Origin of the sequence: Parabacteroides sp. AF17-28 (genome assembly GCF_003479205.1) — a bacterium.
Classification (GTDB): domain Bacteria; phylum Bacteroidota; class Bacteroidia; order Bacteroidales; family Tannerellaceae; genus Parabacteroides; species Parabacteroides acidifaciens.
The window spans coordinates 60,539-78,940 of the sequence record NZ_QUGV01000013.1; the positions used below are offsets into that span (position 1 = coordinate 60,539).

At 48.7% G+C, this 18,402-nt stretch carries 15 protein-coding genes; 11 read left to right on the plus strand and 4 right to left on the minus strand.

What is annotated here, in order from left to right; translation table 11 throughout:
• Positions 1 to 36: 36 nt before the first annotated feature.
• On the minus strand, positions 37 to 1,401 hold the full coding sequence (locus DWW90_RS11200) for a TrpB-like pyridoxal phosphate-dependent enzyme (protein ID WP_122332138.1): 1,365 nt from the start codon (positions 1,399 to 1,401) through the stop codon (positions 37 to 39).
• A gap of 155 nt (positions 1,402 to 1,556) precedes the next feature.
• Between DWW90_RS11200 and DWW90_RS11205 the strand changes: the two genes are divergently transcribed.
• Both DWW90_RS11205 and DWW90_RS11210 read left to right on the plus strand, forming a co-directional pair.
• The gene (locus DWW90_RS11205) at positions 1,557 to 2,780 is read left to right on the plus strand and encodes a DcaP family trimeric outer membrane transporter (RefSeq protein WP_122345030.1); all 1,224 of its coding nucleotides are present in this window, start codon (positions 1,557 to 1,559) and stop codon (positions 2,778 to 2,780) included.
• The gene (locus DWW90_RS11210) at positions 2,780 to 3,652 is read left to right on the plus strand and encodes a DMT family transporter (RefSeq protein ID WP_122345031.1); all 873 of its coding nucleotides are present in this window, start codon (positions 2,780 to 2,782) and stop codon (positions 3,650 to 3,652) included. Before DWW90_RS11205 ends, DWW90_RS11210 begins: the two co-directional genes overlap by 1 nt.
• Here DWW90_RS11210 and DWW90_RS11215 read toward each other — a convergent pair.
• Positions 3,630 to 5,792: an ATP-binding protein gene (locus DWW90_RS11215; protein ID WP_122332135.1), complete on the minus strand. Its 2,163-nt coding sequence runs from the start codon at positions 5,790 to 5,792 to the stop codon at positions 3,630 to 3,632. The genes DWW90_RS11210 and DWW90_RS11215 overlap by 23 nt on opposite strands.
• Positions 5,793 to 6,144: 352 nt before the next feature.
• Between DWW90_RS11215 and rpoN the strand changes: the two genes are divergently transcribed.
• The 9 genes from rpoN to DWW90_RS11265 all read left to right on the plus strand — a co-directional run bounded on the left by rpoN (position 6,145) and on the right by DWW90_RS11265 (position 15,849).
• Positions 6,145 to 7,614, plus strand: a complete 1,470-nt coding sequence (gene rpoN / locus DWW90_RS11220) for an RNA polymerase factor sigma-54 (RefSeq protein ID WP_122332160.1) — start codon at positions 6,145 to 6,147, stop codon at positions 7,612 to 7,614.
• A 12-nt stretch (positions 7,615 to 7,626) separates the two neighbouring features.
• Positions 7,627 to 8,247 carry a hypothetical protein gene (locus tag DWW90_RS11225; protein WP_122345032.1) on the plus strand — a complete coding sequence of 207 codons (621 nt, stop codon included), beginning with the start codon at positions 7,627 to 7,629 and terminating at the stop codon, positions 8,245 to 8,247.
• A gap of 16 nt (positions 8,248 to 8,263) precedes the next feature.
• On the plus strand, positions 8,264 to 8,644 hold the full coding sequence (gene gcvH, locus DWW90_RS11230) for a glycine cleavage system protein GcvH (RefSeq protein WP_122332134.1): 381 nt from the start codon (positions 8,264 to 8,266) through the stop codon (positions 8,642 to 8,644).
• Positions 8,641 to 9,147, plus strand: a complete 507-nt coding sequence (gene purE / locus DWW90_RS11235) for a 5-(carboxyamino)imidazole ribonucleotide mutase (RefSeq protein WP_115498902.1) — start codon at positions 8,641 to 8,643, stop codon at positions 9,145 to 9,147. The genes gcvH and purE overlap by 4 nt, the downstream gene beginning before the upstream one ends.
• Positions 9,148 to 9,263: 116 nt before the next feature.
• Positions 9,264 to 11,102 carry a 4-hydroxy-3-methylbut-2-en-1-yl diphosphate synthase gene (locus DWW90_RS11240; RefSeq protein ID WP_122345033.1) on the plus strand — a complete coding sequence of 613 codons (1,839 nt, stop codon included), beginning with the start codon at positions 9,264 to 9,266 and terminating at the stop codon, positions 11,100 to 11,102.
• Positions 11,103 to 11,460: 358 nt separating this feature from the next.
• On the plus strand, positions 11,461 to 11,892 hold the full coding sequence (gene dut / locus DWW90_RS11250; RefSeq protein WP_122345034.1) for a dUTP diphosphatase: 432 nt from the start codon (positions 11,461 to 11,463) through the stop codon (positions 11,890 to 11,892).
• Between the two features lie 32 nt (positions 11,893 to 11,924).
• The gene (locus DWW90_RS11255) at positions 11,925 to 13,685 is read left to right on the plus strand and encodes a lipopolysaccharide assembly protein LapB (RefSeq protein WP_122345035.1); all 1,761 of its coding nucleotides are present in this window, start codon (positions 11,925 to 11,927) and stop codon (positions 13,683 to 13,685) included.
• Positions 13,678 to 14,517 (plus strand): DUF4292 domain-containing protein, encoded by an 840-nt coding sequence (locus DWW90_RS11260; RefSeq protein WP_122345036.1) that lies wholly within the window; start codon positions 13,678 to 13,680, stop codon positions 14,515 to 14,517. Before DWW90_RS11255 ends, DWW90_RS11260 begins: the two co-directional genes overlap by 8 nt.
• On the plus strand, positions 14,518 to 15,849 hold the full coding sequence (locus tag DWW90_RS11265; RefSeq protein WP_122345037.1) for a murein hydrolase activator EnvC: 1,332 nt from the start codon (positions 14,518 to 14,520) through the stop codon (positions 15,847 to 15,849). It abuts the gene before it with no gap.
• 144 nt (positions 15,850 to 15,993) lie between these two features.
• On the opposite strand, the gene DWW90_RS11270 is transcribed toward DWW90_RS11265, so the two are convergent.
• Positions 15,994 to 17,265 carry a lipopolysaccharide biosynthesis protein gene (locus tag DWW90_RS11270; protein ID WP_122345038.1) on the minus strand — a complete coding sequence of 424 codons (1,272 nt, stop codon included), beginning with the start codon at positions 17,263 to 17,265 and terminating at the stop codon, positions 15,994 to 15,996.
• Between the two features lie 83 nt (positions 17,266 to 17,348).
• The gene (locus DWW90_RS11275; RefSeq protein ID WP_122345039.1) at positions 17,349 to 18,398 is read right to left on the minus strand and encodes a M20 family metallo-hydrolase; all 1,050 of its coding nucleotides are present in this window, start codon (positions 18,396 to 18,398) and stop codon (positions 17,349 to 17,351) included.
• Positions 18,399 to 18,402 lie beyond the last annotated feature (4 nt).

Consider the following 18,402-nt stretch of genomic DNA (forward strand, 5'->3'; position numbering starts at 1 on the left):
TCGCGACCTCGCGAAAATGATCACTACTTATAGTCCTTATTTGATGATCTTCTCTATCTCCGAAAGATTCTTTTCTACATCTGCATCTGTAACCTCGTAGTTTGTCAGGTCACCTGCCAGATATTGGTCGTAAGCGGCCATATCGATCAGTCCGTGACCGGAGAGGTTGAACAGGATCGTACGCGGTTTACCTTCGAGTTTGGCTTGTTCGGCTTCGCGGATGGCTGCAGCAATAGCGTGTGATGATTCGGGAGCCGGGATAATGCCTTCGCTCTGTGCAAACAGGGTGGCAGCCTGGAATGTTTCCAATTGCTGGATATCGACTGCATCCATTAACCCGTCTTTTTTCAGTTGGCTGACGATAGAACCTGCACCGTGATAGCGCAGACCTCCTGCATGGATATTGGCCGGAGCGAAATTGTGTCCCAACGTGAACATCGGAAGGAGCGGAGTATAGCCGGCTTCGTCACCGAAATCGTACTGGAATTGTCCGCGTGTCAGTTTCGGGCAAGATGCCGGTTCTGCTGCAACGATGCGGATATCTTTACCCTGTGTCAGTTTATGGCGCAGGAACGGGAATGCAATACCGGAGAAGTTTGAACCGCCACCGAAGCAAGCGATGACAACATCCGGATATTCCCCTGCCATTTCCATCTGCTTCTCTGCTTCCAGACCGATAACCGTCTGGTGGAGCATTACGTGGTTCAGTACGCTGCCCAATACATATTTACAGTTTGGTGTCTGCATAGCCAGTTCGACTGCTTCGGAGATAGCTGTACCCAGACTTCCCTGATAGTTCGGATGTTTGGTAATGATGTCGCGTCCGGCGCGTGTACTCATACTCGGTGATGCGACCACTTCGGCTCCGAATGTCTGCATCATGGAGCGGCGGTAAGGTTTTTGATTGTAGCTTACCTTAACCATATAAACCGCTAATTCCAAGCCGAAATGTTTGGCTGCCATAGCCATAGATGCTCCCCATTGTCCGGCACCTGTTTCAGTTGTGATATTCGTCACACCTTCCTTTTTACAGAAGTAGGCCTGCGGGATGGCTGAGTTCAACTTGTGTGAACCGACCGGGCTGACACTTTCGTTTTTAAAATAGATATGGGCCGGCGTATCCAATGCCTTTTCCAGTCCGTAAGCACGAACCAGCGGAGTCGGACGCCAGATTTTATACATCTCGCGCACTTCTTCCGGGATTTCAATCCAAGGGTCTGTCTGGTTTACTTCCTGATGAACCAATTCTTTGGCAAACAGTGGATAGAGGTCTTCCGGATTCAGTGGTTCCTTTGTTTTAGGGTTTAACGGAGGAAGCGGTTTATTCTTCATATCTGCTACAATGTTGTACCAAGCAGTAGGAATATCTTTCTCCTGCAATAAAAATTTCTTACTTTCCATAATATTGTTATGTCGTTTACATTATTAATCCAAAATAGCCATTAAGGCTTACAACTTGGAAGCAAAGTAACAAATAATATTCCATTCTTCAAATGAAATACCGGAAAATATATATCTTTGCGGCCAACTCTGTAAACTGATAACAAACGACAAATATGAAAAAGCTGATATTACTGCTGGCAGGCATCTGTATGTTCTTTCCGGCAACAGCGCAGAAGAAAGATTTCACCTATAAGTTTTACGGTTTTGTCCGTGGTGACCTTTTCTATAACTCTCGGGCTAACATGGCTCCGATAGACGGAAACTTCTATTTGTTTCCATTGGATAAAAAGCCGGACCCTGACGGCAAGGACTTGAACGCCAGTCCTAACGGCAGTTTCTACACGTTTACTTCCCGGTTGGGTTTGGATATGACCGGTCCGAATGTGGGTACGGCTCGAACAAGCGCTAAGATTGAAGTAGACTTTGGCGGTTTTTCGTCCAGTAATACGATGCTACGCGTCCGCCAGGCCTATGTTGCTTTGGACTGGGATCGGAGCCAAGTGCTGATCGGACACACTTGGCATCCCCTTTTCGGAAGTGTTTTCCCTGATATGTTGAATCTTTCGACAGGCGCGCCTTTCCAGCCTTTCAACCGCAGTCCCCAATTGCGTTATCAATATAAAGTCGGCAAGGTGAAGCTGACGGCTTCCGCTATCTGGCAATTACAGTATCTTTCGAGCGGACCGAACGGGATGAGTGAGGAATATATCAAGAACAGCTGCGTGCCCGAATTCTATGTCGGTGCGGATTATGCGTCCGGCAATGGTTGGCTGGCAGGTGCCGGCATTCATTTGATTTCGCTGAAACCACGCACTTCGGCTGTCTGGAATGAAAAGACTTATAAAGTGAATGAGCGCATGACAGCCCTTTCTTATGAAGCGCATGTCAAATATACCGGGCGGAATTATACTTTTGCAGCGAAGAGCCTGATGGCTTCCAGTCTGGACCACACTGCGCTGATCGGCGGTTACGGTATCAGCGCGATCAATCCGGATAACGGTGAGCAGGAATATACGCCTTATCGCCATTCCACTTCCTGGGTGAATTTTACCTATGGGACCAAATGGAAAGGACATTTCTTTGCCGGTTATACCAAGAACCTGGGAACGTCTGATGCGTTGGTCTCTCCTGTTAAATATGGTATGGGCTTGGATCTCGATCAGTTGCTTTCTACCAATATCGCATTTTCGTACAACTTGCCGCATTGGCAGATCGGTCTTGAATATATGCCGTCGACAGCTTGGTATGGCGAAACGGATATGGCTTCCGGCAAAGTGGTGGATACACATTCGATAACGAACCACCGCATTCTGGGGCTTGTGATGTATTATTTCTGATGAGGGACGCATTTATAAAACTGCACATTTCCATTCTTTTGGCAGGCTTTACCGGCCTGTTCGGAAAACTGGTCACGCTGAACGAGGGAGTGCTCGTCTGGTACCGGATGCTTTTGGCTGCAGTTATGCTTTTCCTGATTCTTTGGGGTAGTGGAAGACTGAAACGGGTCCCTTTTCGTGAAGTCCTGAAAATAGCCGGGACAGGCTTGCTGTTGGGACTTCACTGGGTGTTTTTCTATGGGAGCATCAAGGCAGCGAATGTCTCGATCGGTGTAGTCTGCTTCTCGCTGGTCGGTTTCTTTACTGCGTTGTTGGAACCGCTGATTATCAGAAGGCGTCTTTCGATTAAAGAGATATTGTTCAGCCTGGTGGCCGTATGCGGCATTGTTTTGATTTTCCAGTTCGATACACGTTACCGGACAGGGATTATTATTGGTGTGGTTTCATCGGCATTGGCAGCTCTTTTTACTATTACGAACAAGAAAGTGGGTGTGCGCCATTCTTCCAGTATGATGTTACTTTACGAAATGATTGGCGGTTTTTTAGGGCTGACCTGTCTGTTGCCGTTTTATCTGCATCTCTTTCCGGTAGAGACGATCTTGCCGGGGATGATTAATTTCCTTTATCTACTGCTGCTTGCGTTGGTTTGTACGATAGGGCTTTACCTGTTGCAGATACAGGTGTTGAAGCAGGTTTCCGCGTTTACTGTGAATCTGAGTTATAATCTGGAGCCTGTCTACAGCATTATCCTTGCCATGCTCTTTTTCGGGGAAGCGAAAGAGTTGAACTTCGCTTTTTATGCAGGGCTGGGGTTGATCCTCCTTTCCGTTCTGTTGCAAACATGGGAGGCTATCCGTTATAAGGCAGTGTGAACCAGAAACGCGATCCTTCTCCGAGTTTGGAGTCTACTCCGATTGTTCCGTTGAGCGTTTCGACAATGGTTTTGCAAATGGTGAGTCCTAAACCGGTACCTTGTTTGAATGAATCAACTTTTACAAAGCGTTCGAAGATCGTGCGCTGGTTTTGGGGGGAGATTCCGATGCCCGTATCGATTACTTCGACTAAGATGCGTCGTTCCATAATGCGGTAAGAAAGCGTAATGCGACCTTTTTCCGTAAACTTGGTTGCATTAGAAATCAGGTTTGAAATGACCTGCGTGATACGTTTGGGATCTGTATGAACGATAATATCCGGCAAGGAGTCGAAATCACAGATCAGTTCAACCCCGTCGGGCATTTTCAGTGAATGGACTTGATACTGTTCGTGACATATTTCCTTCAGGCTGGCATCGGTAAGCGAGTAATCCAGGATGCCCGACTCTATTTTCGAGAAGTCCAGAATATCGGTTATCAGCCGAAGCAGCAAATCGCTGTTTTTGTTGATTATCTTGACAAATTCTTCTTTTTCTTCCTTGTTTTCTGTCTCAGCCAAGATGCCGGAGAAGCCGATTATGGCGTTGAGCGGCGTCCGGATCTCATGGCTCATATTGGCAAGGAATGCTGATTTTAGTTTATCAGCTTCGCGTACTTTTTGTATTTCCAGTTCCGACTGCCGGGTTTCATATTCTGCATGATACAATTTCTCTTCCAACAGTTTCTCTTCGGTTATGTCGGTGACGTGGCAAACCATTTTGTTCAACCGCTTGCTCCCCTTTGTCTTGTAAGCTTGTGCATTGATACGTATCCAGATCGTTTCGTTCTCGATACTGGTTCGGCATATAAAGCTGCAATGATCCTGCACTCCGTTTATTACCTGAAACAATTGGTTGACATTATCGGTTTTCCGGACAATCTGTTGTACGTTTTCGATAGTCATGTGCTTGTTGTTTCTCAGGTAATTGAAGAGTTTATTGCTCTCTCCCGCCTCATTGAGTAAGGGGTCGATGAACAATTCTTTTTTCTCTATATCATATTCGGCAACCAGCGAATGGCCGGAGAGGAGAACCGCTTTAAGGGTTGCCAAGTTGTTTTGCATACGCTCCTCTTCCAGTCGTTTCTCCGTTTCGTCGGATATGATAAGCAAGTAGCCGATATGGCCGAATTCATGGTCGGTCAAACCGATCCCTTTTATCATCAGATATTTAACCTGATCGGTTAGAGAAGATAAATAATATCCGGAATCTCGTACGGCATTGAAATCGTATGTGAACGAAAAACTGAACGCTTTCCTTTTTGATATCTGGTCGAGAGCTTTGGCTGGGATAGACGGATCCTTGAATAAATTCACTCCTATCAATTGGTCGCGGCTTGTACCGAAGGTTTTGCAATCAGCGTCGTTTACGTCGATCAGATAACCTTCCGAGTCATATAATTCCACGCCGATCGGCAGATTGTTGAAAAACTGCTGGAACTTCGTGCTTAGTTCGGAAATGCGTTTTCTCGACTCTTCAAGGTTATTGTTGGTCTGCCAGCGTTCGATGATAATGGAGAATATACTCGCCGTAAGATGCATATCCTCGACTTCTGCTATTGTCCAGAAACGATGTGCGCGCACGGAGTCGAAACCGATGAATCCCTGTACTTTATTATGAAAAGTCAGCGGTATGATCAACATGGATTTTAATTGTTGTTCGGTCAGCAAAGCCTTGTCGGTGGCAGCTTCGGATGGCAGCATGGCTATATCGCCCAACACGATGTCATGCCCGCTTCTGACGGTTTCGATAATCCAGGGAATCGTATCGTAGGTCAGCTTGCTCTGGTCGTCTTTGGGGACTTTTACCCATTCGCTCATCGCTTCGCAAATAAAGTTGGCGGTCTGTCCGTCTTCTTCGAAAATAGCAACGTAGCCCCAATCCGCATTGAAGTAGTCCAACAATACGCGCATAGCTTTTTCGATCGGATCTTTCTCTTCATTAAAGAGGATAACCAAAACTTCGGAAATAATACGTTTGATGGTTGGCGTTTCAAAGGGTGTGCGAACCTTGGATCTATCCGGTTCATTATCCCTAACTTCCAGTAATTGTATTAATTCTTCCCGGGTCAACAGATCGTATGGCGATGTTTTGAGAGTCATATCAGAATCTTTAGCTAATCGCAAAAGTAGAAAATAGTTTTGATTTTTAAAGGCTTTCGCCGATTATTATCTAATATTCCCTATGTGTGCGCTCTTATTTGAAGCGGAGGAAATCTGTTTTCGGCGACGGCGTGTATATTCTTGACGCTGTCGTGTAAGTTTTCGGCGACGTCGAATATATTTTCGAGGACGTCGGGAATAGATTCCTATTGCTTCGGATTCACAATGGATGACGGTTTCCTTTTAGAACTATTATAATTAGAATAGCAGGCTCATTCCGGGTAAAAAGTTATATTTGCATGTTCTAACATTGGGCGGCCCGATGGTCGACCTGCCATTATTGATTTTGATTATGTTGAAACAACAGTTACAGCAAAAGTTACAGCAAAAACTCTCTCCTCAGCAGATCCAGTTGATCCGGCTTCTGGAACTTCCGGCTATCGAGCTGGAGGAACGCGTGAAGCATGAATTGGAGGATAATCCGGCGTTGGAAGAAGGGAAGGAGATTACTGACGACTTTGACCGTACTGACGAAGGGGGTGATGAGTTGGCATCTAACGATATGGATGGAGGAACGGAGAGTGATACCGACCTCTCTTTAGGCGATTATATGAGTGAAGACGATATTCCCGATTACAAACTCCGCGAATTGAGCGAGCGTGTCGAACGGAAAGAAGACGTACCCTTTTCAGTCAGCGAGTCTCTCAATGAATATCTGCTCCAGCAGCTTGGCTTGCGCGATTTGCCGGAGAAACAGGTAAAGATCGGCGAATATATTATCGGAAACATAGACGACGACGGATATCTGCGCCGTGACCTGTCTGCCATTGCAGATGATCTGGTATTCCAGGCGGGACAAGACGTGACAGAAGAAGAGATCGGCGAAGTCCTGACCATTATACAGGATTTTGATCCGGCAGGCGTGGCCGCCCGCAACTTGCAGGAATGCCTTTTGCTACAACTGGCCCGTCGCGAGAAAACGCCCGATACGGAATTGGCAATCCGTATGCTGACCGACTATTTTGAGGAGTTTACCCGCAAGCATTACGATAAGATTATCCGTGGATTGGATATAGACGAAGCTGCCCTGAAAAGGGCCATTCACGAAATAACAACCCTCGATCCTAAACCTTGCGGCAGTTGGGGCGGTTCTATGGAGACAGCTTTGAGCCAGGTGATTCCCGACTTCGTGGTGGAAGCCGTCAATGGAGAGTTGATCCTGAGCATGAATAACCGGGGGATTCCCGATATGCGCATCAGCCGTGAATATGCCGAGATGTTCCAGGACTATGCCGGCAACAAGGCGAACCAGACATCCAAGATGAAGGAAGCCGTCCAGTTTGTGAAGCAGAAACTCGACTCCGCCCAATGGTTCATCGATGCCATCCGCCAACGCCAGGAAACCTTGCAGCGTACAATGGAGACAATCATTCTCCTGCAACGGGACTTCTTCCTGACCGGCGACGAAGCGACCTTGCGTCCGATGATCCTCAAAGATGTGGCGGAACGGGCCGGATATGATATTTCGACCATCTCGCGTGTGAGCAACAGTAAGTACGTGCAGACGAATTTCGGTATATATCCGCTGAAATACTTCTTTTCCGAATCGATGCAGACCGACAGCGGCGAAGAAATATCCACCCGCGAGGTGAAAAAGATTATGAAAGAGCATATCGACGGCGAAGATAAGCGCAAGCCGCTTACCGACGAGGAACTGGCCTCCATCCTGAAGGAAAAAGGCTACATCATCGCCCGCCGTACGGTAGCCAAATACCGCGAACAATTGGGCATTCCGGTTGCACGGCTCAGAAAAGAAATATAAATTTGAAGCGTTATGAAGTTATTTGCAAATATCATATCCGGGATGTTTCATCCGTTGCTGATGGTGACGTATGGTGTCGTGCTGGCACTGTCTTTCACCTATCTGGCGATCTATCCACCGACAATGAAGCTGTTGCTGGCCGGCGGTGCTTTCCTGTCGACGGCGGTCATACCCGGAGCATTCATCTTTCTGATGGTGAAAAACGGGGCGGCAGTCGATATGGAACTGTCCGACCGCCACGAACGCGTGGTGCCCTACCTGATCTTTATCACTTCGATCATGGTCTGCGCCTTCTACATGTATAAGATGATGTTGCCGTTCTGGTTTATATCCTTACTTTTAGGGGCCTGCGTATCGTTGATATTGGCATTGCTGATTAACTTTTTCTGGAAGATCAGCGCCCATGCGATTGGTATCGGAGGCTTACTGGGCGGCATTATGGGAGTGGCGCGTATCCACCTGATAAACCCTTATTGGGCCTTTATTATCGTGATCGTGATTGCCGGACTGGTCGGCACTTCGCGCATCTTTTTGAAAAGACATACGCCTATGCAGGTATATGCCGGGTTTTGTCTTGGATTTATATGTACCTTTGTTGCATCATTTTTAAGTTATATCTATTTATTCATCTAATAAAAACACTAAGATTATGAATTTTCCTGCAGATTTAAAGTACACAAAAGATCATGAATGGATCCGTGTAGAAGGCAATGTAGCTTATGTCGGTATTACTGATTATGCACAGGGCGAACTTGGCGAAATCGTTTTCGTCGATATTACAACAGAAGGAGAAACAGTTGAAAAAGAAGAAGTTTTCGGTACTATCGAGGCTGTGAAGACTGTATCCGATTTGTTTATGCCGGTTAGCGGTGAAGTGATCGAAGCAAACGCCGAACTGGACGACAAACCCGAATTGGTGAATGAAGATGTTTATGGCAACGGATGGCTGATCAAGATATCTATCTCTGATCCTTCCGAACTGGACGAGCTGATGTCTGCTGCCGAATATGAACAACTGATCGCAAAATGACACCTGTAGTAAGCATTATCATGGGCAGTACTTCGGATCTGCCCGTAATGGAAAAAGCAGCCAAGCTGCTCGACGAGATGGAAATCCCGTTCGAGATGCACGCCTTGTCTGCCCACCGCACACCTGCTGAAGTAGAGGCTTTTGCCAAAGGAGCCAAAGGACGCGGTATCAAAGTGATTATTGCGGCTGCCGGAATGGCTGCCCACTTGTGTGGAGTGATTGCATCTATGACGACTGTGCCCGTAATTGGTGTACCTATCAATTCGACGTTGGACGGAATGGATGCTTTGTTGGCTATCGTACAGATGCCTCCGGGAATCCCGGTTGCCACTGTCGGTATCAACGGTGCCCTGAATGCCGGTATCCTGGCAGTCCAGATGCTTGCCGTAGGAGACGAACAGCTCGAAGGTAAGCTGGCCGCTTACAAGGAAAACCTGAAGAAGAAAATCGTAAAAGCCAACGAAGAGCTGGCGAAGGTTTCTTTTAAGTATAAAACTAATTAGTTGAAAGATGAGAGTTGAAAGTTGAAAGTTAACAAAAGCGCAAAGCATTTATATCGCTTGCCGCCATTGTTGATTTTCAACTTTCAACTTTCATCTTTCATCTTTCAACTGAAAAGATGGAACATTTTTTTAATTACAGTCGTCGTAAATCCTCAGTCGTTCATATCGGTAACACCCCGCTCGGGGGCGACAGTCCGATTCGTATCCAGTCTATGGCAAACGTTTCCACGATGGATACCGATGCCGCCGTACGCCAAGCCATCCGCATGATCGAGGCCGGATCAGAGTATGTGCGTTTTACCGCCCAGGGAGAACGCGAAGCCCGCAACTTGGGCGTGATACGCAAGCAACTGAATGAAGCCGGATACACCACCCCACTGGTAGCCGACATCCATTTCAATCCGCGTGCAGCCGATGCCGCAGCCGAAGAAGTGGAGAAAGTCCGCATCAATCCCGGAAACTATGTCGACAGGGTCAAAACATTCGACCTGCTGGAATATACCGATGAGGAATATGCAGCAGAGTTGCAGAAGATACGCGACCGTTTCGTGCCATTCCTTAACATCTGTAAAGCACACGGAACCGCCATCCGCATTGGCGTGAATCATGGTTCGCTGTCCGACCGCATTATGAGCCGGTACGGCGATACTCCCGAAGGCATGGTTGCCTCCTGTATGGAATTCTTGCGTATCTGCCGGGATGAGAGCTTTCCCGACGTGGTGATTTCCATTAAAGCCTCCAACACGGTTGTCATGGTGAAAACCGTCCGCCTGCTGGTCCGGACAATGGAAGCCGAAGATATGCATTATCCCTTGCACCTCGGCGTGACGGAAGCCGGTGACGGCGAAGACGGACGTATCAAGAGCGCTGTCGGTATCGGAACCTTGCTTTCCGACGGGATAGGCGATACGATCCGCGTTTCCCTGAGTGAAGACCCAGAAGCTGAGATTCCGGTAGCCCGCAAGTTAGTCGATTATATCCTTGAACGCGAGGGGCATGAGCCGATTGAAGCTTCCCCTGCTTCCGGCTATGACCCGGTCTATGCCGATCGCCGCAGCAGCCGTGCGACGGAAGGGATCGGAGGGAACTTCCCGCCTGTTGTCATCTCCGATCGCAGTAACGGTGATTTTGAATTTGACTATGCGTCTCTGCCTGACTATATATATATCGGTAAGGAAGACCCGGACAACCTGCCCGACAGCTTCCGCCTTCTGGTGGATGCCCATTTCTGGAAAGAACGTTCGAATGCATATCCTTTCTTCATCGCTTCGGAAGTCGAAGAGTTGAAGAACTATTCCACTCCGCTGAAGTTTATCCGTTTGACATATAGTGATCTGACCGACCGGGTGATCGAAGTCCTGAAACAGGATAAATCCGTAATTGTAGTTTTGAGCACATACCACCGGAACGGTGTCGGTGCGCAGCGTGCCGCCATACACCGTTTGTTGGCAGCCGGCTGCGACGTGCCCGTCATCCTTCATCGCGATTACAGGGAGACGGATGTCGAAGCGTTGCAACTGAAGTCGGCGGCCGATTTCGGAACGCTGCTTCTGGATGGTTTCGGCGACGGTATCATGTTGCACAACGAAGGCTGCGAAGCCATGACGACGGACAGCTGTATGTTCGGCATCCTGCAAGCAACACGTACCCGTATCAGCAAGACGGAGTATATCTCCTGCCCGAGTTGCGGCCGTACGCTGTACGACTTGCAAACGACAATCGCCCGCATCAAAGAGGCCACTTCCCATCTGAAAGGCCTGAAGATCGGTATTATGGGCTGCATCGTGAACGGTCCCGGCGAGATGGCGGATGCCGATTACGGCTATGTCGGTGCCGGCAAGAACCGCATCAGCCTCTACAAAGGCAAAGAATGTGTCCTGAAAAATATCCCGGAAGAGGAAGCGGTGGAACGCCTGATCCAGTTGATTAAGGAGAATGGGGATTGGGTAAATTAATTTGCCTCCCGAATCTTTCAATCTTTTCTCCGGTCTTCTATTGCATGTCACAACCGTATTCTTTTCATGTTACAACTGTCCTCCTTCTGTGTTACAGCTGGATTTCTTTTGTTTCACAGTTGTGACATGAATAGCGGGCAGGTGTTGAGGAACCACACGTGCCGCATGATTCATTCTATCTGCCGGGTTGTTCCTTCTTGTACGGCACTATACTCCCATGAAGTACTGCAAAACCATTTTACAGGCGATCTTGACTAACCCGGTAACGAACGATAAGCATTATTTAAAGAATAATGAAAGCCGTTAGGAATGGTAATCAGGGATATTTGTGTAAATTTGCCCGGAAATAAAAGAGTTTATGGAAGTAAAAATTATAAATAAGTCACACCATCCGTTGCCACAGTATGCAACTCCGCTCTCGGCCGGAATGGATATCCGTGCAAACCTGACAGAACCGGTTGTGTTGAAACCGCTTGAACGTAAATTGATCTCGACCGGATTGTATATCGCCCTGCCGGAAGGATATGAAGCCCAGATGCGCCCCCGCAGCGGCTTGGCATTGAAGCATGGTATTACACTGCTGAACACGCCAGGCACAATCGATGCCGACTATCGCGGCGAAATCGGTATTATCCTGATTAATCTCTCCTCCGACCCATTCACCATCAATGACGGCGAACGTATCTGCCAGATGGTTATCACAACCCATAGCCAGGTGGCTTGGCAGCCGGTCGAAGCGCTGGACGACACCGAACGGGGAGCGGGTGGATTCGGACACACGGGGAAATAATTGAGAATTGAGAATTAAAAATTAAAGATGCGATGCTAAGACGGCTGATTACGATATCTCTTTTTATCTTGCTGGCAGTAGGCATCCGGCCGCTGATGGCGCAGGACTCCGTGACGGAGGCACCGCAAAAGGCAGCCCGGATCAGTGCGGCTGACCAGCGGAAATTCGACTACTTCTTTTATGAAGGACTAAACTTGAAGACGGCAGGAAAGTTCGATGCCGCCTACGATGCTTTTAACCATTGTCTGGCAATCGACTCGACCGCTTCGGCCGTGTTATACGAACTATCTTCCTTTTATGCCCAGCTGAACCGTCCGGAGAAGTCGTTGGATATGCTGCGGAAGGCGGTCGCCTACAGTTCCGATAACTTCACTTACCGCTTGGCGTTGGCAACAATGAGCCGTAATCTCGGCATGTTCGGCGAAGCAGCCGAAGAGTATAAGAAGCTGGTAAAGGATTATCCCGGGAAGCCGGAACTGAACTACTACTTAGCGGATGCACTCACGCAGGAAGGCGAGTTGGGCGAGGCGATCGAGGCCTATGATGCGCTCGAGTCGTCGATCGGTATGAGTGAAGCGCTTTCGATGCAGAAATACAAGCTCTATAATGCTTTGGAGCAAACCGGCAACGCCTTCAAAGAGGTGGAAAAGCTGGCCGCCAAGTTCCCGATGGAATCCCGTTACCAGATCATTTTGGGGGATTTGCATCTGGAAAAGAACGACACCATTAAGGCGCTGGAATATTACAAAAAGGCACATGCTATCGATCCGGAAAGTCCCTATTACATCGTCTCGATGGCAAACTACTACGAGGTGGTGGGCGATAAGGACGCTGCCGAGACACAGATACGCAATGCGCTGGTGAACGATAAGTTAGACGTCGAAACGAAAGTCGGCATCCTTTCCCGCTATATCCTCAAACTGCAACAGACCAAGAAAGGGACGGAAAGTGCAAACGCCCTGTTCCAGACCTTGTTAGAACAGCATCCCGAAGATATTGACCTGAAACAGATGTACGGCAGCTTGCTTATCGCACAGGGGAAGAACGACGAAGCCCGTTTCCAGTTCCAGCTGATTACCGAGATGGAGCCGTCGGATGCCACAGCTTGGCAGCAGCTCTTGAATCTGGCGTTGAAATCGGAGGATATTCCTGAAGTGATCCGTATCTGCACCCGCTGCCAGGAACTCTTCCCGGATGCTCCGGAATATTATTTCTACCTCGGAATCGCTTATTTCCAACAGGAGAAATACCAGGATGCGCTCGACACTTACAGGGCAGGACTGGATATTATCCCGGAAACAAACGTGGGCTTGAAGTCTGATTTCTACGGGCAGATCGGCGATATCTACTATCAGATTAAGAATATGCCGGAAGCTTATAAAGCCTATGATGACGCTCTGAAATACAATGATAAGAATGTAGTCGTCCTCAACAACTACGCCTATTTCCTCTCTTTGGAAAAGAAAGACCTGAAAAAGGCGGAACGGATGAGTGCGTTGGCGGTGAAACTGGAACCGAACAACTCGACTTATCTCGATACTTATGCCTGGATATTCTTTGTACAGGGCAATTATACGCTGGCGAAAATCTATATCGAGAATGCGCTGGCTAACGATACGACTAAAAGTACGGAACTGATAGATCATTATGGCGACATCCTCTTTATGAGCGGCGATAAGGAAAAAGCCCTCGAGCAGTGGAAGAAAGCCAAAGAGATGGGAAAAGTAAGCGACGTGCTGGACCGCAAGATTGCGGAAGAAACTTATATAGAAGAGGAGGTTCCGAATGAATAAGACTTACCTTGCCCTTGCATTCGTCCTTTTTACAGCTCTGCTTCTGACGGGTTGTAAGACGACTAAAAAAGTAGGGACCGTCGAAGCCGGCGGGGCGAAAGCGCACAACGAATTTTTCGAGCTGGTGCAGGAACAGGCGTTCCGCTATGAGACGTTGACTGCCCGCTTGAATGTGGACTTAAACTTGCCTGGAAACAGCATGAGTTCGCGTGTCGACCTGAAGATGGTGAAAGACAGTGCTTTCCAACTCTCCGTACAGCCGTTTTTAGGGATCGAAGTCTTTCGTGCGGAGATCAGTGTGGACAGTGTGAAGGTGATCGACCGGATGAATAAGCGTTATGTAGCCGACAACTATGCCAACCTGAAAGGGCAGATGCCGATCGATTTCAACTTCTATAATCTCCAGGCTCTTTTCACCAACCAGTTGTTCCTGCCCGGACAACAGACGATCAGTCCGAAACAGTATAGCCGCTTCAAATTGAAGCAGGACGGTCCGGCAGCCGAGATACAGGTCAAGGATGTCATGGGATTGCTGTACACCTTTATGGCAGACGGGGAAGAGAAAATACTTTCCACCGGTATTTCCGATCCTTCCGACCGTTACGCCCTGCAATGGAATTATACCGATTTCCGTATGGCGGACGGCCAACCGTTCCCAATGAAGATGGATGTGCAGGTGTTGAAGGAAGGCGCTTCACAAGGCGGCATTACCATGCATTTCTCGCGTGTGCAGACAAATGTCCCGGTAAAGATGGACTTCTCCATACCGGCCAAATATAACCGGATTACGTTGGCGCAGATTATCAAGTCATTGAGTAATACTAAAATGTAAATGAGATTTCTCTGGTTCGTCATATTCGTCTTGTCGGTAAGCGCTGCTTGTGCACAGAACTCCGCAAGGATTCGTGAACTTGAAAAGCAACGTAAGGCTGCGCTTGCCGAGATCGAGATGACCAACCAGCTTTTGGACGAGGCGCGGCAGACGGCGCGCAACTCGTTGAACCGCCTGAACTTGCTCTCCAAACAAATCCTTTCCCGCAAACAGGTGATCAGCCTGCTGAACCAGGAGATCGGCGAGATAGACAAACAGATTGCCGCCTCACGCCGCGAGATCTCGCAGTTGGAAAAGGAGTTGGGTGGTAAACGGCAGAATTACGGGAAATCGGTGCAAAGCATGTATAAACGGCGCAGTTCGCAAGATAAGCTGCTGTTTATCCTTTCGGCCGACAATTTTGCGCAATCCCTCCGCCGTATGCGTTACCTGCGTGAGTATGCCGACTGGCAGAAGAGGCAGGCTTCCGAGATAATCGACAAACAGAAGGAGATCGCCTATAAGCAGAAGGAACTGGAAAAGACCCGTTCCGAAAAGAATGCTTTGTTGAGCGCACGTGAAGACGAAAGCCGCAAGTTGCAGACGGAAGAATCCAGCCAGAAGGCCGAAGTACAGCAACTCAACAAGAAACAAAAGCAATTGCAAGCCGACCTGAAGAAGAAGAAACAACAGGCCGATGCCCTGAACCGCCAGATCGAAAAGCAGATTGCCGCCGAAATAGCCCGTGCCGAGGCTGAAGCCAAAGCTGCCCGTGAACGTGCGGCCCGTGCCGAACGGGATCGGCTGGCGCGTGAAAAAGCAGCCGCTTCAGGTAAGAAAGTTCCGGATACAAAACCCGAAACAGAGCCGGTGCGTGAAGAGCGTGTTGCCGATACGAAGGGCGGATATGCCATGACGAAAGCCGAGAAACAACTGTCCGACAACTTTGCCGGCAATAAAGGGCGCCTGCCTTATCCCGTCTCCGGTCGCCATACGATTGTGGCTACCTTTGGTGAACAGCAGCACCAGGAATTGAAATATGTCCGTACGAATAACAGCGGTATCGACATCCAGACCTCTCCGGGCGCAGATGCCCGTGCGGTGTTCAATGGTGAAGTGACGCGTGTATTCGTGGTGCCGGGCTACAATAATTCGGTCATTATCCGGCATGGTAACTACCTGACTGTTTATAGCAACCTGAGCCAGGTGTATGTAAAGGCAGGCGATAAGGTCAGCACCCGGCAGGCCATCGGCAAGATCTTTACCGATACCGAAGACGGCAACGCAACGATCCTCCATTTCCAGCTTTGGAAGGAAAAAACGAAACTCAATCCGGCGCCTTGGCTGGATTGATATGTAGTCTTCAAATACATCTTGATAGTGTCTGTGTCTTGGCGGTCCCGGATCAAGTCCGGGATGACTGCACCCGCCATCTCATCCTGATTGTTGTATTAGTTTAGTATGAGGTTGCGGGGCAAGCCCGCAATGACATAGGGACTACTTTAGCTTAAGTTTCTGTAGCACAAATCTTATATCTTCCTTGTTAATAAGAAACTCCTTCAACCGCGTATCCGTTTTGCGACAGAAGATAGCGACAGAGAATGTCAACATGGCGCAGAAGGCAATGCTCGAACTGATGGCGGAACCGACTACTCCGTAAACCGGGATAAGCAGGTAGCCCGAAACGAGCAGGCCGAGTAAACCGACAAACGAGCTTCCGGCGCTGTAACGTATCTTCCCGCTTCCGATGAAGTATTGGCTCAGGATACTGTTGCAGGCCAGGGCGATGATTCCGGCTGCAAGCCCGGTTATGACTTTCCGTATTCCGGCAAATTCCGCACTGAAAAGGTAATCCGTGTACACCCATTCCGGTATCAGGAGGATGCAGCCTGTGGCAAATGTTACGACACAGAATGTGAGCTTGAAGAAGCGCAATGTAATCTGTTTCTGTTTGGTAAGATCGTTTGCTTGGGCGACACGGCTGTATTCAATGTAACCGATGCTGCGGTTGATGTGCCAGACGCTTTCCGAAACCTTGGTTCCGGCATCCAGCAATCCGACGCTACCCAGTCCGGCAAAGCGTTTGATCAGGAAGTAGTTAAGGCGTGTTGTCAGGATTTCAGCGATATTGTCAGCGCTTCCCCATAGGCCATAAGCAAACATCTCTTTCAGCAGTGCCGTAAGCGAACGCCCTTTTCTGGGATCTTCCTTTTTCTGTTTGAGGAAAGGAAGCAGCAACAGAAGGCTGACAAGGAAGGCAATCCCGTTCGTGAGATACATTCCCCAGAGATAAGCGGAAACATTCTGTATCTTTAATCCGTAGTAGAGGAGTAGCAGGACAAAGAAAAGAAGTCCTCCCTGCAGGATGAAAGTGAGATTGAATCCTTTTATATGATTCTTCCCGAGCAGAAAACGGGAATTAGCGGCAACCAGCGAGGTAAGGATGGAAAGAATATAAATATCAGCGGCATACCCTTCGGGCAGTAGTCCTGCAACAGCCATGCCGCAACAGGCGATTCCTGCCCCGATCGGTGTCCAGCAATAGGAAGGCAGGAAGACGGCTTGCAGGGAATAGCGGTTCATGAAATAGACAATCGTGTTGCCTGCCAGTATCCCGCAAAACATCGTCGAGATGCTTACCGCCGCCAGGATCAGTCCGACCAGTCCGACACCTTCCACTCCCAGTACCTTGGCATTGACGAAGATCAAAGCCAGATTCAGGATGGCAATCAGGTAACGGGTTCCGATGGTTCCAAAGAGATCCTTCATATTAGTTGAAAGTTGAAAATTAAAAGTTGAAAGTTTGAAGAGAAAGAGGAATAAGCTGCAAGGGGGCTTATTCATTTTCAACTTTAAATTTTTAATTGATTAAGTAATTTGATATACGTGTCTATGGCTTCCCTGATTTCCATCAGGCCGATATATTCGTCGGCGGCGTGTGAACGGGCGGAGTTTCCCGGCCCTATCTTGACGGAAGGGAAAGGCATCAACGCCTGGTCGCTTAGTGTCGGAGAGCCGAAAGGTTCTTTTCCCATCACAATGGCGCGTTGCACAAAAGGGTGTTGCAAGTCCGTACGTGTAGAGTTGAGACGGAAACTGCGGGCTTTTATCTCACAGCCGACTTGCGGCTTGATTAGCTCGAACAGTTTTTCGTTAGGATAGAACTCGTTCGTGCGGATGTCGACGGTAAATTCGCAGCGGTCGGGAACGACGTTGTGCTGCGTGCCGGCATGGATAATCGTCACACTCATCTTTACCGGGCCGAGGAAGTCGCTCTTTTCCGGGAATTGGTATGTGTTGAACCATTCGATGTCTTTCATGGCGAGTGTGATGGCGTTGATACCTTCGTTGCGGGCGGCATGTCCGGACTTGCCGGTACTGACACAGTCCAGCACCATCAGCCCTTTTTCCGCCACAGCCGGTTGCATCCCTGTCGGTTCGCCGACAACGGCAAAAGAGATAGGAGGCAGGTTAGCAAGCGCACTCTCCAGTCCGTTCTTTCCCGAAACCTCTTCTTCGCAGGAAGCTAAGAAGATCAGGTTGTAAGGCTGTTCCTTTTCCGACAATGCCCTGAACGCTTCATACAGTGATACGACGCTTGCTCCGGCATCGTTACTGCCAAGTCCGTACAGGCGGTCGTCCTCCGTTTCTTCTGGCGTGAACGGGTCTTTCGTCCATCCGGAAGCCGGTTTGACGGTATCGATATGGGAATTAAGCAGCAAAGTCGGTTTGTCCAGATCGAATCCGGGAGCAGTCAGCCACAGGTTATTCCCTTTGCGGTTCACCTTATGCCCTGCCTTTTCCCAGGTCTGTTGCAAGAAATCGGCAACATCCGTCTCTTCCCTGCTGAAAGAAGGCCGGGCAATCATCCCTTTCAATATGTCAATTGCATCGTAGTACATAATC

Coding starts and splice junctions, on each gene's coding strand:
- DWW90_RS11200 (WP_122332138.1), bottom strand. CDS start 1,401: ATGGAAAGTAAGAAATTTTTATTGCAGGAGAAAGATATTCCTACTGCT.
- DWW90_RS11205 (WP_122345030.1), top strand. CDS start 1,557: ATGAAAAAGCTGATATTACTGCTGGCAGGCATCTGTATGTTCTTTCCG.
- DWW90_RS11210 (WP_122345031.1), top strand. CDS start 2,780: ATGAGGGACGCATTTATAAAACTGCACATTTCCATTCTTTTGGCAGGC.
- DWW90_RS11215 (WP_122332135.1), bottom strand. CDS start 5,792: ATGACTCTCAAAACATCGCCATACGATCTGTTGACCCGGGAAGAATTA.
- rpoN (WP_122332160.1), top strand. CDS start 6,145: ATGTTGAAACAACAGTTACAGCAAAAGTTACAGCAAAAACTCTCTCCT.
- DWW90_RS11225 (WP_122345032.1), top strand. CDS start 7,627: ATGAAGTTATTTGCAAATATCATATCCGGGATGTTTCATCCGTTGCTG.
- gcvH (WP_122332134.1), top strand. CDS start 8,264: ATGAATTTTCCTGCAGATTTAAAGTACACAAAAGATCATGAATGGATC.
- purE (WP_115498902.1), top strand. CDS start 8,641: ATGACACCTGTAGTAAGCATTATCATGGGCAGTACTTCGGATCTGCCC.
- DWW90_RS11240 (WP_122345033.1), top strand. CDS start 9,264: ATGGAACATTTTTTTAATTACAGTCGTCGTAAATCCTCAGTCGTTCAT.
- dut (WP_122345034.1), top strand. CDS start 11,461: ATGGAAGTAAAAATTATAAATAAGTCACACCATCCGTTGCCACAGTAT.
- DWW90_RS11255 (WP_122345035.1), top strand. CDS start 11,925: ATGCTAAGACGGCTGATTACGATATCTCTTTTTATCTTGCTGGCAGTA.
- DWW90_RS11260 (WP_122345036.1), top strand. CDS start 13,678: ATGAATAAGACTTACCTTGCCCTTGCATTCGTCCTTTTTACAGCTCTG.
- DWW90_RS11265 (WP_122345037.1), top strand. CDS start 14,518: ATGAGATTTCTCTGGTTCGTCATATTCGTCTTGTCGGTAAGCGCTGCT.
- DWW90_RS11270 (WP_122345038.1), bottom strand. CDS start 17,265: ATGAAGGATCTCTTTGGAACCATCGGAACCCGTTACCTGATTGCCATC.
- DWW90_RS11275 (WP_122345039.1), bottom strand. CDS start 18,398: ATGTACTACGATGCAATTGACATATTGAAAGGGATGATTGCCCGGCCT.